Here is a 17,217-nt window from a genome sequence, read left to right on the forward strand (position 1 = left end):
TTGTATATAAAAAGCAAAGAAAAAACAGTAAAGTTATAGTATAGGTTTTCATATCTAACTCATCATTTTATCAAGTAGTTGTGAATATTTTTCTAGTGTATCAATGTCAATTTCTTTTCCATTGGGAAAAACACGTTCTGTATCATCTATGTACTTTTCTATAATCTGTTTTGCGCCAGAATCCTTATCAAGTTCAAGAAGTTCTGAAAGAATGGAACGGTGGAAAATTGCAGGTACACCAACTTTATTTTCATAAGCTGTTGCTATTATGATTGATTCACCATCATCAAATTTCTTTTTCATCAAATCTAAGTATACCGAATCTATCATTGGCTGGTCAGCAAGCATGACTAAAATTCCATCAAAATTCTTATCATGTTCTAAAATATGTTTTACTCCTGTAGCAATTGAACTTCCAATACCGGATTGCCATTTGGGGTTATAAACCAAGTTTGCTTCAGAAATGGATGATCGTATCTCATTCGCATTGGACCCTAAAACAACATATGTGTGAGCCGTTACTTTCTGTGCTTGTTCAAGTGCATGTCCTAAAAGTGTGGTCTTTCCCCAAGGAAGCAACTGCTTTATTGTATTCCCCATTCTTTTTGAAGCTCCTGCAGCCAATATCAGTGTAGCAATAGATTTGGACATATTAGTTGTGAATCTTACCCATTTTGTTTTTTAAGAGCATTGGCTCTTTACGACGTGCAACAGTTAAAATTTCAGCCAAAACAGCTATTGCGATTTCTTGCGGTGTTTCTGCTCCAATATCAATTCCAGCTGGACCGTGTATTTGGTCTAGGAAGTTTTCCGAAATATCTGGATGTCGTTCCAATAATTCATCAAATAACTTTTCCCGCCTTTTAAAAGGGCCCAAAAGACCCATATAAGCTGGTTTTTGGTCTTTCAAAGCGACGAGATACTGTAAATCCTTAACAAAGCTATGGGTCATTATGGCCACGGCGGTCTGCTCGTCCAGTTTTGGTCGGAACGATTCTGGCTCGACGGTAATGAGTTTGTGAATGCCTGGGAAATCATTTTCAGTTTTCTCTTCTCGCGGGTTGGCAACAATGGTAACTTCCCAACCTGTTAAAGCTGCATATTTGCACAATTGTACGGCATCATGCTCTGCGCCAATGATCATTAACTGAAAACAAGGTTGCATCTTTTGCTCAAAACACAACAAATCTCTGTCTTGTTTTTGGACACTTTGATTTAGAGGATATGCAACGGCTCCCAAACGGAAAAAGGTTCCAAAATCTTCATGCGCAGTATGCTCCTTTTCATAGAATGATTGTATCTCAAATGTATTTCGTTGCAAAATGGTGCTCCAAAATTGGGTTATCAGGTCTGGGCTTGGATCAAAAACCTCCAATAGAATATACAGAATGCCTTCACAGCCTAAGCGATATCTGCCATCGTAGACCATTACTTTTGGTACTCCATTGGTAAAAACCGATTGTGCTTGCCTTAGGATTTCCTTCTCCACACATCCACCACTTACTGCGCCCACCATATCGCCATTTTCAAAAATCAACATACGTACTCCAGGTCTACGATATGATGAACCTTCTAAGGAAACAACGGTCGCCAAAATAGCTTTTTGGGCATTTGGCCTGCTTTCTTCATATTGTTGGATGATATTTTTTAGCTCGTGGGTCATTTAAAAGGGTTTCAAGCTTTTGAAATCTCAATTCTTACATCTAATTGCTAGTTGACGATTATCGCCATAATTCATTGATATGTTTTAAACAATAATACTTTTCGTAGGTATAAATGACAATACAGCTCCATCCTCTCCAACGGATTGATTGGGTTCCATTTGAACAAAGCCACTTGCCCTAGACAGATTTAAAAGATCACCGGACCCTGATGTATTCAACGTATTTGCACATAGAACACCTGCTTTGATTCTAGTCTTCACACCTACAAACATTGTTAAGTCAGTTTTGTTTACAAAAGGTTCTTCTAAAAATACAGTAAATTGAGATGATTCTGTATCTAAAGATTTGTTAAGCCATGGTTTAAGATATAGATGGTAATTTACAAAAGTTGATACTGGATTGCCTGGAAATGCAAATACTATTGATTTTTTGGTTTCATGTTTTCCAAACCAAAATGGTTTACCAGGTCGCTGGAGCACTTTATGAAATATCTTTTTAACGCTCAGTTCTTCAAAAGTTTTAGGTAAAAAATCAAACTTTCCTTTGGAAACCCCGCCACTTAAAAGTAAAACATCATAATCAGTAAGAAGTGATTCCAAATTACGTTGTAATATGGATTCATCGTCGTTAAAATGATAGGTTTCCGCTGTTATATTTTCATCAGCTAAAAGAGCTGCCAGTGAATGTGTATTCGATTTTCGTATTTGATGTGGTAACGGAGTTTCATCAACTTTGACCAGTTCGTTGCCTGTAGCAACAACAGCTATTTTCGGTAGTTTTTTGACCAGAACTTCAGATTTGCCAACGGTTGCCAATACACCAATTTCAGCTGCGGTAATTTTGAGCCCCGGTTGAAGTAATTCCTCACCACTTGCAACATCGGTTGCCCGATAATGGATATTTTGTCCTTTGACCACCGTATTTTCAACGGTAAAAATCCCATTATCTTCTGTTGTGTGCTCGTACATGATGACTGTATCTGCATTTTTAGGCACCATGGCACCTGTCATTACCTCGATACATGTAGCATCATCCTTTAGAATAAGTTGCGGACTTCCAGCTTGGGCCACCATTGTAGCTTTGAACACTGTTTTATTCGGTTCAAGGTTCTTATATTGTATTGCAATACCGTCTTTGGTAACTCTATTAAAAGGTGGAAAATCCCTATCGGCAACGATGCTTTCGGCCAAAATTCGATTGTTTGCCTGTAGCAATGGAACAGATTCAGTTCCGTAGTCTTCCGTATTTTCAAGTACAGCTTGTAGTGCCGCTTTGAACGTAATCATATCATTTGGCTTGATAGTTATGACGATAAGGTCATTAATTTGTTCATTCCTCCCAAAATATTATAAAACTTTAATTCAGGATAATCCATTTGGAGTTGTCTTGTAGCAATTGCACTCCGTTTTCCAGATTGACAGACGATATAAATATCGTGATGACTTTTAGATAGTTGTTTGGGCAGTTGCAACATATCCAATGGCAGATGTATGGCTTCCTGAAGGTGGCCACAATCAAATTCCCCTTTAGTTCGAACATCCAACAAGGTAAAAGGTGTTTTGGATTCTCTGAGTTCTAAAAAGGTTTCTACACTGACCTCAGCTACTATTTCGCAACGATCGGTTTGATAAGTTTCCCTGAGTTCAGTGATTTTAGTATTCGAAAGCTGCAGTTTAAACTTCATTTTGGTGGTACGCTGGCTTAATCCATCATAGACCAGCAAGCTTCCAGAAAGTACTTCTCCTACCCCGGATATCAATTTTATGGTTTCCAAGGCCTGTAATGTTCCTATTATTCCAGGTAAAACCCCCATAACGCCATTTTCATTGCAGTTTGGTACTTCATCTGGGGTTGGCATATCTGGATATAAACAGCGGTATGTAGGTCCGTTTTCATGGTTAAATACGCTAACATGCCCTTCAAAACCATGTAAAGCTCCGTAAACAAAAGGCTTATTTAGAATTACGCAAGCATCATTTATCAAATAACGTGTTGGGAAGTTATCGGTCGCATCGACCACCACATCATAATCCTTTATAGTGTCCAGTGCATTATCCTTGGTCAGAAAAGTGTCATGTAAGCCAAAAACGGTCTGTGAATTTTGAACACTTAATTTTTCGTGGGTAACCTCCAGTTTTAATCTTCCTAAATCTTTTTCGGTATACAGTACTTGTCGCTGCAGGTTATGCAATTCCACGACATCCTGATCTAGAAGCCCTAACATTCCCACGCCCATGGCATTCAGGTACTGTAGGACAGGAATGCCCAGCCCACCTAGGCCAACTACCAGGACCTTGCTATTTATCAATTTAGATTGACCTTCTGGGCCAAATTCCTTCAAACTTGTTTGTCTACTATACCTATCCTCCATCGGTCAAAGCAATTTTTGATTTGATAAACTCGTAATCTTCAATGGAATTGGCATTGTACAGTAGTTCATCCTGTTCTGGATGAACGAGTTGAATATCAGAATTGATAAGAAATTTTCGTGGACAGCTACTTTTCGCAGTTTTTAAAAATGAAATGGACTTTTGCAATCCAGCCGGCTCCCAAATTGTAATCAAAGGTTCGGGCAATCCAGTTTCTTTTGTTGCAAAAGAGGTGGCCAATCTATTTGTGTTTCGACTATTTGAAAGCAATTGCAGTGCTTCTTTGTCGATCATTGGTAAATCGCATGCCAGTACAAGCCAAGCCACTTCTGAATAATTGCTATGCGCACTGAGTATGCCGTTGAACGGCCCCCGATATTCATTTTTATCAACTATTGTATTGAAGCTATTTGTCAATGAAGCCTCTTGCTCTTCCCGTATACTAAGAAAGACAGTATCGCAGATGGTCTCCAAAAGTTGGTACAGATACTCTTGCTGCGGAATACCGCGATAAGGAATCAACCCTTTATCGGTTCCCATACGGGTACTCCTGCCCCCTGCGAGCACTAAACCATATAGCTTTGGTGTTTTATGTTCGTTTGTATTTTTCACACTTCAATCTTAGTTAACCGCCAATGGATGTCATTGAACTATCAAATACTGTGGTAGAATGTTCTTGCTGCGCATCAAAACCAGTTTTGGCTCTATTGCCAATAGCATTAAGAATGGCACTTTTTACATTTTCTTCTCCGTCTGCTTCACGAATGATATCCCGAAGATTCACTTTGGGTTTTCCGTACAAACACGTGACCACGTCGCCAGTTGCAGTCACTCTTAACCTATTGCAACTTCCGCAAAATGTTCTGCTGAAGGATGGAATAATACCAAAAGTACCTTGATGTCCCGGTATTTTATAGTTTATGGAAGTAGATGTTTTGGGTGACTCCAGTTTTTGATAATCGGGATATGCTTGCGCTATATGTTCTAAAATAGCTTTGTAATTCCATTTGATGGAGGTGAAATTTTTTGAACCACCATTAAAGGGCATTTCCTCCAAAAAACGAACTGAAACATTATAGTGCTTCATAACTTCTATAATGGGAAGGATATCTTGTTCATTCTGGCCATCCAATACGATAAAATTAATGCGGACATTAAACCCTTCGGTAATAAGCCGTATGAGGTTATTGTGTACAGTTTCAAATTGTTTTCTACGTGTGATTCGCTCAAATGTCTCCTTGTTGATGGAATCTAAACTAACGTTGATATTCTTGATGCCTAGTGCTTTCAATTCATAGATATGGGAGCCTATCAAAGTGGCATTTGTGGTAATTGAAATATCCTCAAGCCCTTCCATTTTGGTCAACGCCCTCATGAGTACCATAACATCTTTACGGACAAAAGGTTCCCCACCCGTAATACGGATTTTATCTATTCCCTGCTCCACCAATATGCTGCCAACTTGAATGAGCTCTTCAATAGTAAGCAACTTGTCATTTTTCGCAAAGTTGATTCCTTCCGAAGGCATACAATAATTACAGCGCAGGTTGCACCTGTCCGTTACGGCAAGTCTTAAATAGTTAATTTCCCTATTGTGATTGTCTATCAACATAATTATCCTCCAAAACGATGGAAAAGATAGTACTTCTGTTTTTATTATCCACCGCTCACAGGTGGAATTAGTGCTATTTCATCGTATGAATTGATTATTCTGTCATCTTCTGCATAATCATTGTTCACAGCTATTGCAAGCGAAGATAATTTGTTCAACTCTGGATATGTATCGCCTAAAAACTGCTTAAGCTCTTTTACGGTTTTTGGAATTTTTCTACCTGTAATACTGGATGTGGGGACAGACAAAGTAGCGGTCCCTACAATGTCTTTTGTAATCCCGAATAATAATATCGTCATAAATCAACCTATAATTTCTTTTTGGGGCATTTTTAAAAGTTCTGGTGTTTTGGTGAATGGTTGTTTATATAATCTATTTCCCGTAGCCGCCTTTAGGGCATTAGCTACTGCCCCGCCTGCCGGAGGAAGGGTTGGCTCTCCCAATCCTGTTGGAGAATATTCGTTTTCCATCAAAAAAGTTTCCACTACGGGAGCTTCTTTCATCCGTATTAGTCGGTATCTGTCAAAATTATTGGCCATTGGTTTTCCATCTTCAAATGCTAGTTCTCCAAACATGGAATGTCCAACACCATCAATGACCCCACCTTCAATCTGGTTCAGGGCGCCTAATGGATTCACCACAATACCGCAATCGACCACACAGGTTATCTTCTTGACCACAGGCGCACCGTTTTCTATTTCAACATCGGCGACTTCTGCCACGTGGGTATTATGGCAGTAATAGTTTACAAAGCCTTGGTATACATTCTTGGGTTTGGTGCCCCAGCCTGATTTTTCCACGGCCATTTTAATAACATCTTTCATGCGTTCAGGAGAATACTGGATTCTCTCGTCTTCTTCTGGCTTCACCTTATCCAATAAATCCAATCGCAATTGAATTTTATCAACTTCCATTACTTCTGCCAACTCATCAAAAAAGCTTTGCTCCGCATAAGCCAAAAAATTGGTGTAGGGTGCTCTCCATGCCCCGGTAGTAATGCTACTGTTATATTTTGCAATATCAACCTGATAGTTTTCAATAGCTCCCGCAGGGAAAAAATTAGGAATGAGACCGTACATATTATCATTAATGGCTGCCTCTTTTAAATGGTATGCGGTTAGTTTCCCATCCTTAACTCCCGCTTTTATACGGTATTTGATGGCAGGCCTGTAAACACCCGTTTGCATATCATCTTCTCTAGTGCTGACTACTTTTACTGGTTTTTTGATATGATTTGAAATCTCGGCAGCTTCAAGCACAAAGTCACCATACAGTCTTCTGCCAAAACCACCGCCCATACGGGTCATTTCCAAATAAATATCACTTTCTTCCCTGCCCAACATTTTGGCAACCAGACCAGCTTTCCACTCTGGAGTTTGTATGGGACCGACCAAGTGTACTTTTTCACTCGTAACATCTGCATAAAAGTTCATGGGTTCCATACAGTTGTGCGGTAGAAAAGGAGACTCGTATGTTCGTTCTAGAATTTCGTCCGCTTCCGCGAAGGCTTTTTCTACATTTCCATCGGAACGAGGGGTTTCAAACTTGTTGCCGTCCAATAACTCAATAAGTTTTTTATCGTGTTCTTCAGTACTCTCAATGGTTGTATCTTCTTCCCAAACAGCTTGTATGGCTTCTTTTGCCTTAAACGCTTGCCAAGTTGAGTTAGCCACTACTACAACTTTATCACTGGATGAAATCTTACTCCCAAAGCTTGGGTCTTCCGCCAACAATCCACGTACTTTTTCCCCAATCTTAAAAATATCGATGACACCCGACATGGCGCGAGCTTTTGTATCATCGTAAGAAACAAGTTTTTTTCCAAAAGCAGGTGGTCGTACAACAGCGGCGTAGACCATTCCTTCCGCTTTATAATCCAATCCAAATAACGGTTTGCCCGTTGCAATTTCATCAATGTCCACATTGGATGCGTCCTTGCCTATAATTTTGTATTCCTTTGGACTTTTTAGGGTAACATCTTCTGGAACCTCCAATAATGCAGCTTCTTTTACTACATCGCCATAACCCAAAGTTTCGCCTGCAGCATTGGTGATTACCCCTTCGCTTACGGTCAATTCAGATGCATCTACTCCCCAACGGGCTGCTGCTGCATTTACCAACATCTGTTTGGCAGTGGCGCCTGTTTGCCTGAGTGCATCCCATCCATGACGAATGGATTGACTGCCTCCTGCTACTTGTCTCGTATAGTTCTTAGTGTCTAGAATACCTTGCTTAACATATACATCTTTCCAAGCCACATCCAGTTCTTCTGCAATGATCATGGGCATAGAAGTCTTCACCCCTTGCCCTATTTCTGGATTGGGCGAAAAAATGGTAACGGCTCCATTGTCAGCAATTTCTATGAATGCGTTGAAGTCATTATAATTCAATTCAGCTAGGTCTATTGGTGGTGCGGCCTTGGGCTTGCACGCCTGGAATAAGTTGAAACCAATCAGCATGCCGCCTCCTGCTAATGAAGAAGTTCGCATAAAGGCCCTTCTGCTGAATGTTAATGTTTTATTTGTTGACATTTTGAGTGTTTTAATTGAAGAAGTACTGCTTTTATTGATCCATGTTCTCCGAAGCAATCATAACCGCCTTACGGATTCTGGTATATGACGCACATCTGCATATATTACCGTGCATTGCGTTTTTTACATCGTCTTCAGTCGGATTGGGATTGCTTTCCAAAAATGCGGAAGCTGTCATAATCTGTCCTGCTTGGCAATAACCACATTGGGGAACGTCCACTTCCTTCCAAGCCTCTTGCACCGGGTGTGTTCCATCTTCGGATAGGCCTTCAATGGTAGTTATAGATTTACCATCAATTTGGGCCAAGGTCAAGGAACAACTTCTCATTGCCGTACCTTCAACATGTATGGTACAAGCACCACATTGGCCTATTCCACATCCGTACTTTGTTCCCACTAACTCTAAATGGTCCCGTAGTACCCATAGCACTGGAGTGTCTTCAGAAACATCAACTGTTTTGGATTCCCCGTTTACTTTAATCTGATACGTTGGCATAGTGTTTTTGAATTGATTGAATTTCAAGTTGTTTGCATGTTCAAGTTACCAAAAATTGATTGGACTCCTTTTTTTTTAACAAACGGCTATTTTTTTTAACTTTTCTTTAATCATATAATGAACTCCAAAAGTAATTTTCAAACAAAACAAGCGTTTTGCAAAAAGAACCTCAACTTTTTGTAAAATGAAAAATGTATTCAAACTCTTCTGCTTTGTTGTCCTAACCGTTTTTATCTCTTCTTGTGGAAATTCCGATGATGATGTCGATTTTGATATTAACCAGCGGGAATTGGGCCAAGGCGAAGAAGCTGATGATTGTTTAGGATTTGAAGAAAATGAATTATTACTTTCTATTCAGGACCAGTTCACCACACTTCCTGGAAAAGTATCCATTCTTTTTAAAGTTTCCGACAGTGCCGGGACACCCATATCTGGTTTAACGGCAGATCAATTTACAATCTATGAGCAGGGCCGAAACGACGATTGTTTCAATACCATATCTTCTTCGGAATCTTCAGCGAGAATTTCATCAAACTCTCAAATTTTCAATAATACTACGCTATTGGTGCTCGATTTAAGCAATAGTGTCCTGGAAAGTAGCTTGGATGAACTAAAAACTGCATCTACGAGTTTTATCAACAATGTAATCCCTACTCCTGAGGGGGATTCTTTTAAAATGGCCATTTATTGGTTCGATGGTGAGGATGAGTTACACCTTTTAAACCCACTTACTTCTTCTGCAACGGAGCTTACCGCTGCCATCGATGGTATCACTACGGACATAAGTAACGACCCATCAACAGATTTATATGGTGCCGTTATAAAGTCTACTCAGATTGCCGAAGATGAAATTAAAGCAAACAATGAGGCCTCTGTTATAGGGGCTGCTTCTATTGTACTTTTTACCGATGGCACTGACCAAGCCTCACGATTTTCAGAAGAAACTGCGTTAAGGGCGGTAAACGATGCAAATCAAAATATTTCTTTTTTCACCATTGGATTAGGTTCTGAAATTGATACAAGTATCTTAATAAATATTGGAAAGACCGCTAGTGTATTTGCAGGAAACAAAGAGGAATTGGAAGCTACGTTTACACAGATTTCCCAACGTGTTTCGGAACAGGCCAACAGTTTTTATTTGTTTGAGTACTGTACTCCAAAACGGGATGGTAGCGGTGACAACAATCTAGTTATTCAATTGACCAATGGTGGACTGCAGGGCGCAGTACAGACCAAGTTCAGTGCCAATGGATTTATGGGAGGCTGCGAATAGCACTTTATTCAGATTAACATAAATCCTATTCTTTCGATTTCTTTAATGTTCGACCATGTCCTAAAAGTAGGGTTTTTGGTGCGATAGTTGTTATAAATACATAAACAACAACTAATTACATCCTTTTAAACTGACTTAAGTTTAACTCAAAAATAATGATTATGGATGTGGTAAAAGAGATTATTCAGAAAAGTGCAATAGGTCCATTATCCAATTGGTCAAAAGGAGTGGTACTATCTTTATTCACTTCAATACTAGGTTTGCTCTTAACAATGCTCGTGTTACTTTTCAAGTACGGTACACAAATAAACATTCAATTTGGATATTAACGGTAAATCAACGCATTACCAAAATTTTGCTTTTCTATTGGTTTTGAAAAATCGATTAAAAACCCGTTGATTACAGCATGGGTCAATTTTCCATCTTTTTCTAAAAAGAACGTTGGGTTTACTCCGGGACGAAGTCTAAAATCTGGTACCTTATAGTTTTTCTTTACAAAATGTCCGGGCATTTCCGTGTACGGAATTGGAGGTAAGAAATTGGTCGTAAAATACCCATAGCCAGATTTAAACGGACTGTTCTTATCATTCCATAACTTTCGTGTATTCGTATCCATACTTTTAGGGTACATTTTTGGAGGCACTATTTTATAGCCTGTAGCATCAAAAGTTTCGTAGCCATAGAATGTGGACAAATCTCCTTGATCAGCAACCATACTTCGATAATAGAAAGATTCATGATTTTCATCATCTACTTCTTGACGATGAATTCCTAAATCTAAGATGTAATCCTTTCCTAAAAGCTCATAGGTTACATTTTCAATTTTCAGGTCAAAGAGTTTACGGTCATTCCTTGGAATCTTTTCATAATCGGCTTCTGGAATGCTTTTGTAGCTTTCCTTTGCAATAGTATACAACGCCGACAGGATGGAAACATAATTTAACTTTCGTATTTCTTGCTTTTCCACATCATTCGCATAACCACCAGATTCGATTAAAATTAAGCTTGTGCCCCATTTGGCAATATTATCGCCAAAAGCACGTGGTTCAAAATCATCACTGTATCGTCCTACCTGACCTGGTGCATATTTTTGGATGATATTGTTCATGTAAACGATAACCTTCATAGCGTTTGAGCGAACTTCATTAATATCCTTTTCATAATTAAAGGCAGTTGCCAAATATGAAATCGTAGCTGGTTTACTTGTCAGTTCTGCATTGTAATAAGTACTTTGATCATGAAGGTTAAACCCAAATTTGGCATCCAAACTATCACGGAGTCTTTTTAATGTTCTTCCTTCAGGAGATTGCAGTCGTAATGCATCTCTGTTGATATCGATTCCCAAAGCATTTCTACGCTGGTATATCTCTGCCCCATCTGGATTGAGCATTGGAAGAAAATGAAGCTTTAATTTTGAAAGAATAAGTTCCTTTTCCGATTTGAATTCCGGGGCATCTAAAAAATTAAGGATATCGAAAATAGCCATGGTCGCGGTTGGTTCGTTTCCATGCATTTGCGACCATAAAAAAATATTTTCCGATCCAGAACCTATACTGATCAAATGCAGATCGCGCTCTTCTATGGATTCACCTACTTTTTGTACCTCAAACTTTGCATTGGCTTCAAATCGTTGAATCAAAGGCTGTATTTGTTTGTGCTTTATACGTCTTTTTTCCAAAGTAGCTTCTTTATACGTATCGTACGTTTCGTATAATTTTGACGTAATCGCTTCTTGGGAATAAGACGCTATACTGAGCAATCCCAATAAAAAAAGTAATGTTCGTTTTTGCATGCTTTTATTTTGAGGGAACAGGCTTAAAATTAAATCTTTTTGTGGCTTCACGCACACCGTTCATAAAATCAGTTCCCGGGTCTGTTTTTGTGGTGCGGTATCCATCGTCCACTTCCAACCATAACGGATGGCCTTCAAACTGGGTATACTCATAATGTCCTATCACATATTCAATATCATATTTATCCGCCAAGTATTCCACTAAAAAGATATTCGCTTCTAGCTGTTCTTTGGTCAACGGGGTGTTTTCGGTACCACCTACATTTTCAACGCCTATGGCGCAATGGTTCAGCCCAATTACATGCCTGGCCATTGTAGTTTCTGGCATTAATCTATAAATAGTACCATCTTGATCTATCAAAAAATGGGAAGATACGTTTAGACCGCTTACGCTTTCTATATCGGGACGCCAATTGGGGAGTGTTGGTTTTTCAAAAGCTTCAAAAGATTTTTGAAGTGTTGGAATGGCCGTCCAGTGCAACACAATCATTTTGGGAACTATCTCTGGTGTTTCCTGTTCTAAATTGTAACGCTGTGCCAGATATTCTTTCGTTAGCTCGACACGTTCTTTATCAAAAACAATTGGTCTATCCACTATCTCATGTTTCGTATTACAGGACCATAGAATACTTAGTATCAAAACCAATAATCCAGCTTTTTTCATCTTTAGTTTATTTGGAAGTAAATATAGTATCCAAAGGGACGGCATAACGAATTTTCAGTTTCTTTTTCCCCCACTGCCTTGCTTTTTTAACATCCAGTCCCATATAGATATCGATTCTATTGTGCCACTTTCGGTTCATTTTATCCATGACATAAAAAGTATCGGGAAAGGTATCTATTTTCACCATGGTGTTATGCTTTAAACCTAGTTTTAAAAGATCTCTGGAAACCGCAATACTTTTCATTCCGGGTTTTAAGGTATCTCCCCAAGCTGCGATACTTGGATTAGTGCCAGTGGTCTGCCATGAAACCGAATTATATGCTGAGGCGGTCACAGCTATAGTTTTCCATTCCCATTTAGGTTGGGGGACAGTTTTTTGCTTACAAGCAAGAAATATCAAGAAGCAAAGCAAAAAATTCTTCAAAGAAGTTAGTATTGATTGATTTCTAAAGATAGAAAATCCTTTTGTAAATGGGACGTCTATTGAATGATGATCGATTAGAGTACAAGAACGATGCAAGCAACAGAAAATATAAAACACACGTTAGGACATATATTCACTTCTCTGGTTTTATTAAAATATTTCTTTGCAATTGAAGAAAATACTCAAAGTTTTATTTTTTGACCACCAATGTAATATTGTTATATTTATTCGTAAGTGTTCGATTTGAGATTCCTTTAGGTATTGTTAACCAGCTATTCTTATTGATTACAAATCTAAACTCGTGTGTGTTTTCGTTTTGGAAGTTTGATATTGGAACCGATAGTTCATAAACTCCTTGTCCTAAGTTATTCATTTGGTATGAATCGTTATTTGGATTCCAATTATTGAAGGTTCCGGTAACCGAAACGCTTTTAATCATATCATTATTTAACTTTTCAGAATGCGTATATTGAAAAACGATAACATCATTTTCAATACGGTAACCATAGATTTTCCCATGGTATCGGTTAAAGTCACATAAGTCACTTACAATTGAGTTAATGACAATATGAAGCTTTTCATGTGTTGTAGGTGTACTTTGATTGATAACCAATGAAATCCCCAAATTCTGCTCAGGGAAAACAACGAACATATTCTGCACTCCATATGCACCACCATGCTTGAGACAACGGAGACCATTCCTTGTCACGTTAATATCATCCCACAAGTATCCATTCCAGTTTTCATTAGAATTTGTAATATTTCTTCGAGATTCTAAAACCAATTTGTCATCAAGTCTTAACTGGTATTTCAAAAATGTATTGAGGTCACTAATCGTGGATTTTAACATTCCGCCAGCTCCCCAGATACGATACGCAAAATTTGGCATCAATTTTTCGTTTTTATTGTAGCCATTCAATAATGTTTTAGAACTCGGTACCATAAAAGAGGTTGCCTTCATTCCAAGTTTTTCAAGAAGTTCGTCCTCAACGATTTCTCTAAAATCCTTTTGATAGACTTTTTCTAAAATGTATCCTGTAAGTTCGGGGCATAGCTCATTATAGTAGTTCGTTGTACCTGGAAAAGTATCCAACTTCACTTTTTTTAAATCTTCAAAAAAATCTGATTTGTCATAAGTTGCACCAAACTCTTTAAGTCTAAAAACAGTGCTATCATCTTCTACTATCCGTAATGAACTTATATCTGGAAAACTCCGATTGATCCCAGACTTGAATCCTAGTAAATCTTTAACTCGAATAGGTCGACCTTGAAACTCGAGGTTTGGATATTTTCCTGGTAAAAATTTTCTGATATCATCCTCTAGATTTACTTTTTGGTCCAAAACAGCCTTCGCCATCAAAGTTCCGGTAAACACTTTGGTGACAGATGCAATTTCAAAAAGCGTTGTATCTGTAATTTTGTTGCCCTTTCCCTTGTCAATTTCCCCATAATGTTTGGTATAGGTTTGCCCATTTTTTATTACGGATATGGATGCGGCAAACGCATTGGTGTCTTTTAGTAGATTTTGGCCATGGATATCCAATACCTTATTGATATAAGTTTTGGTCAATTCTTCTTGTGAATAACACGAGGTGACTACTATTGAAATGCAAATAAAGGTCTGAATTAGGTATGTTTTCATTTAAGTATCTATTTATTATGGTTGTATATTTCTTTTAAATTAGATAAAGCGTTTATCGTTGTTTCGGATTTTGTTAAAAGTTAGTGCAACGTATAGGAGTAATTCTTTTTGATGATTTATTGAATTAGGGGCTATTTTGAGCAAGTACTCCCAAAAATTGATATGGTTACAATAATTCTATTTTTTTGCTCTTTTTGAAAATAACTACAGCTAAATGAAAAGAAAACTATAAGGAAGAGTGAAAAGCCCCCAGCTTCAGGTTAGATAATGGTAACGTTCCAAAACATAAATAAGAAACTATCAATCCTGATTACTTAAGCAGCAACAAAATATAAAAGGATAATATATACCGTTAATGTAGCACCAAGGGATATGTGGCAATACTATTGTTTTTGAAAAAACCTTAGCTTGGAAGTGGAACGTAAGTAGGGTCATGTTCCATCATTGGAAAAGTTTTAGCGTTCCATTCCTGTTTAGCCTTTTCAATTTTCTCTTTGCTCGATGAAACAAAGTTCCAATAAATATGCCGCTCTTCCGGAAAAGGCTCACCTCCAAAAAGTAAAATATGGGAATTTGATTTTAGTAAAATCTCGCACGTATCTTCAACCTTGGAAACCAAAATATTTCCTTTCCCAATGTCTTCACCACAAGCGGTAATTCCGCCTTCCACGATACAGATGCCAATCTCACCTTTGAGGTTATCTTTAACATCTAGTGGGTATTCAGATTCATTTTTCACTTCGACCATAAAAAGAGGGGAATATGTGGGTACGGGAGATTTTTTATCGTAGCCTTCACCAGCTACTAATGTGAATTCAGTTGGGCCATCCTTCCATTTAGGCAAATCATTCCCGCTGATATGATGAAATTCTGGCTCTATGTCTTCCAGTTCTTTTGGAAGTGCGACCCAAATCTGGTAACCGTGTGCAGTAAATATCTTTCCGTTACGTAAATCCGTAGGGGTTCTTTCCGAATGGGAAACTCCTTTGCCTGCTGTCATCCAATTTACAGAACCTGGGCTTATCCGTTGGTTTGTGCCTATACTGTCTTCGTGCACAATTTCGCCCTCTAACATAAAAGTAAGCGTGGACAGTCCGATATGGGGATGTTGGTCCACATCCATATACCGATTAGGTCCAAGCACTGTAGGTCCCATATGGTCAATAAAAATGAAAGGGCCGATCATTCGCTTTTTTCGAAACGGAATGAGCCTTCCTACTAAAAAATCACCAATGTCACGACTTCTTTCTTCAATGATCAATCCTATGTTGGACATACTGTAAATGTTTATATTTAGTCCCTCTAAGTTACGATAAATCCATATCCATGAAACTATTGAAACGTTCATTAATTCTGCTGATAATCATTATCGGTGTTGTTGTCTATTTAAACTACCCCAAACTAAACATGATATCTGGGTATGCCGTTAAAAACATGGCATCCGCTGTATTCGTAGCCGAACGTTCAGCAGCATCGGTGACCCAAAACGATAATAATGTACCGCTCATTAAATTGGCAACGACAGAAGTTGATAAGGGCACTAAGTCAGCTACAGCAGCTGTTTATGGACTTATGGACCGTAAAGCAGTGTACAGGGAAGGATTGGGAACCGTTCTTGTAAACGAGGATTATGACAAGGCAGCATTTATGCTTAAACCGAATAGAAATTTTTCTGCGGATACGATTCCATATCCCTATGGACAAGCTAGTCCTAAGGATACTATTTTCCCGGAAATCAATGAGCTGCAAGTGAGCAAGGCCATCGCAACTGCTTTTGATAGTCCTGGGATTCAAAAAACAAGAACGCTTCTAATATTGTATAAAGGACACCTGATTGCAGAAAAATATGCGGATGGTTTTACAAAAGATACTCCTGTTTTGGGATGGTCCATGACCAAAAGTGTCTTAGCTACATGCTATGGTGTCCTGGAACATCAAGGAAAATTAGAAATGTCTTGGCCCGCTCCTATCGCCGAATGGAAAAATGATGCCCGAAAGGAGATTACATTAAACCATTTGTTGCGTATGCAAAGTGGCCTGGCCTGGGAAGAGGATTACACCAAAATTTCCGATGTTACCAAAATGCTCTTTCTGGATAGCGACATGACCCAAGCCCAAAAAGAAAAAGAAGCAATTGCAAAACCAACAGAAATCTGGAACTATTCTTCCGGTACTTCAAATTTACTTTCTGGAATACTACGACAACAGTTTAGGTCGCACCAGGAATATCTTGATTTTCCTTATGCTACCTTAATTGATAAAATTGGGATGCACTCTATGATATTGGAGGCCGATATTGCCGGTAATTATGTAGGTTCTTCCTATTCATGGGCCAGTACTCGCGACTGGGCTCGCTTTGGGCAGCTGTATCTGGATAAGGGTACATGGAACGGGGAGCAAATCTTTAGTCCAAAATGGGTCGACTATATCACCGAGCCTACGCTCCATTCCAAAGGTACGTATGGAGCACATTTTTGGTTGAACACAGAAGGAAAATATCCCGATGCACCTAAAGACCTCTTTTCCTGTAATGGATATCAAGGACAATATGTTTTTGTGATTCCATCAAAGAATTTGGTAGTTGTACGTACTGGATTAGCTGAAAACCCAACATTTGATGTAAATGCATTCTTGTCAGAGGTCGTTAAAATCGTACCATAAATCGATATTACTATCCAAAACATTGCGCTAACCACAACAAAACAACCGTTCACAACAATAATTTCATTTGGGTGAACTGTCAGGCTACA

16 protein-coding genes are annotated in these 17,217 nt (G+C 38.6%); 2 read left to right on the forward strand and 14 right to left on the reverse strand.

Translation table 11 applies throughout. The features are described from left to right. Window positions 1-54: 54 nt before the first annotated feature. The 9 genes from KIM67_RS14065 to KIM67_RS14105 all read right to left on the reverse strand — a co-directional run bounded on the left by KIM67_RS14065 (window position 55) and on the right by KIM67_RS14105 (window position 8,672). Window positions 55-651: an NTP transferase domain-containing protein gene (locus KIM67_RS14065; protein WP_213832195.1), complete on the reverse strand. Its 597-nt coding sequence runs from the start codon at window positions 649-651 to the stop codon at window positions 55-57. Between the two features lies 1 nt (window position 652). Beyond that, the gene (locus KIM67_RS14070) at window positions 653-1,663 is read right to left on the reverse strand and encodes an XdhC family protein (RefSeq protein WP_213832196.1); all 1,011 of its coding nucleotides are present in this window, start codon (window positions 1,661-1,663) and stop codon (window positions 653-655) included. Window positions 1,664-1,747: 84 nt separating this feature from the next. Further along, entirely contained in the window at window positions 1,748-2,950 is a 1,203-nt protein-coding gene (locus KIM67_RS14075) for a molybdopterin molybdotransferase MoeA (RefSeq protein WP_213832197.1), read from the reverse strand. A gap of 17 nt (window positions 2,951-2,967) precedes the next feature. Continuing rightward, on the reverse strand, window positions 2,968-4,035 hold the full coding sequence (locus KIM67_RS14080; RefSeq protein WP_213832198.1) for a HesA/MoeB/ThiF family protein: 1,068 nt from the start codon (window positions 4,033-4,035) through the stop codon (window positions 2,968-2,970). Next, a complete protein-coding gene (locus tag KIM67_RS14085; protein WP_213832199.1) occupies window positions 4,025-4,645 on the reverse strand; it encodes a molybdenum cofactor guanylyltransferase in 621 nt (206 codons plus the stop codon). The genes KIM67_RS14080 and KIM67_RS14085 overlap by 11 nt, the downstream gene beginning before the upstream one ends. A 13-nt stretch (window positions 4,646-4,658) precedes the next feature. After that, window positions 4,659-5,645: a GTP 3',8-cyclase MoaA gene (gene moaA / locus KIM67_RS14090; protein ID WP_213832200.1), complete on the reverse strand. Its 987-nt coding sequence runs from the start codon at window positions 5,643-5,645 to the stop codon at window positions 4,659-4,661. A 44-nt stretch (window positions 5,646-5,689) separates the two neighbouring features. Continuing rightward, window positions 5,690-5,944, reverse strand: coding sequence for a MoaD/ThiS family protein (locus KIM67_RS14095; protein ID WP_213832201.1), 255 nt, complete (start codon window positions 5,942-5,944; stop codon window positions 5,690-5,692). Window positions 5,945-5,947: 3 nt separating this feature from the next. After that, complete coding sequence (locus KIM67_RS14100; protein ID WP_213832202.1) at window positions 5,948-8,176, reverse strand: xanthine dehydrogenase family protein molybdopterin-binding subunit; 2,229 nt, start codon at window positions 8,174-8,176, stop codon at window positions 5,948-5,950. A 31-nt stretch (window positions 8,177-8,207) separates the two neighbouring features. Then, a complete protein-coding gene (locus tag KIM67_RS14105; RefSeq protein ID WP_213832203.1) occupies window positions 8,208-8,672 on the reverse strand; it encodes a (2Fe-2S)-binding protein in 465 nt (154 codons plus the stop codon). Window positions 8,673-8,856: 184 nt separating this feature from the next. Between KIM67_RS14105 and KIM67_RS14110 the strand changes: the two genes are divergently transcribed. Beyond that, window positions 8,857-9,945, forward strand: coding sequence for a VWA domain-containing protein (locus tag KIM67_RS14110; protein ID WP_213832204.1), 1,089 nt, complete (start codon window positions 8,857-8,859; stop codon window positions 9,943-9,945). Between the two features lie 325 nt (window positions 9,946-10,270). On the opposite strand, the gene KIM67_RS14115 is transcribed toward KIM67_RS14110, so the two are convergent. The 5 genes from KIM67_RS14115 to KIM67_RS14135 form a co-directional block, all read right to left on the reverse strand. Then, on the reverse strand, window positions 10,271-11,737 hold the full coding sequence (locus tag KIM67_RS14115; RefSeq protein WP_213832205.1) for a M14 metallopeptidase family protein: 1,467 nt from the start codon (window positions 11,735-11,737) through the stop codon (window positions 10,271-10,273). A 4-nt stretch (window positions 11,738-11,741) separates the two neighbouring features. Next, on the reverse strand, window positions 11,742-12,401 hold the full coding sequence (locus KIM67_RS14120; RefSeq protein WP_213832206.1) for a peptidoglycan recognition family protein: 660 nt from the start codon (window positions 12,399-12,401) through the stop codon (window positions 11,742-11,744). Between the two features lie 7 nt (window positions 12,402-12,408). After that, window positions 12,409-12,735, reverse strand: a complete 327-nt coding sequence (locus KIM67_RS14125; RefSeq protein WP_313788444.1) for a hypothetical protein — start codon at window positions 12,733-12,735, stop codon at window positions 12,409-12,411. A gap of 280 nt (window positions 12,736-13,015) precedes the next feature. Further along, entirely contained in the window at window positions 13,016-14,467 is a 1,452-nt protein-coding gene (locus KIM67_RS14130; RefSeq protein WP_213832207.1) for a serine hydrolase, read from the reverse strand. A gap of 403 nt (window positions 14,468-14,870) precedes the next feature. After that, entirely contained in the window at window positions 14,871-15,743 is an 873-nt protein-coding gene (locus KIM67_RS14135; protein ID WP_213832208.1) for a pirin family protein, read from the reverse strand. 50 nt (window positions 15,744-15,793) lie between these two features. Here KIM67_RS14135 and KIM67_RS14140 point away from each other — a divergent pair, with 50 nt between their 5' ends. After that, the gene (locus tag KIM67_RS14140; protein WP_213832209.1) at window positions 15,794-17,128 is read left to right on the forward strand and encodes a serine hydrolase; all 1,335 of its coding nucleotides are present in this window, start codon (window positions 15,794-15,796) and stop codon (window positions 17,126-17,128) included. Window positions 17,129-17,217 lie beyond the last annotated feature (89 nt).

This window comes from Flagellimonas sp. 389, assembly GCF_018449435.1.
GTDB lineage: Bacteria > Bacteroidota > Bacteroidia > Flavobacteriales > Flavobacteriaceae > Flagellimonas.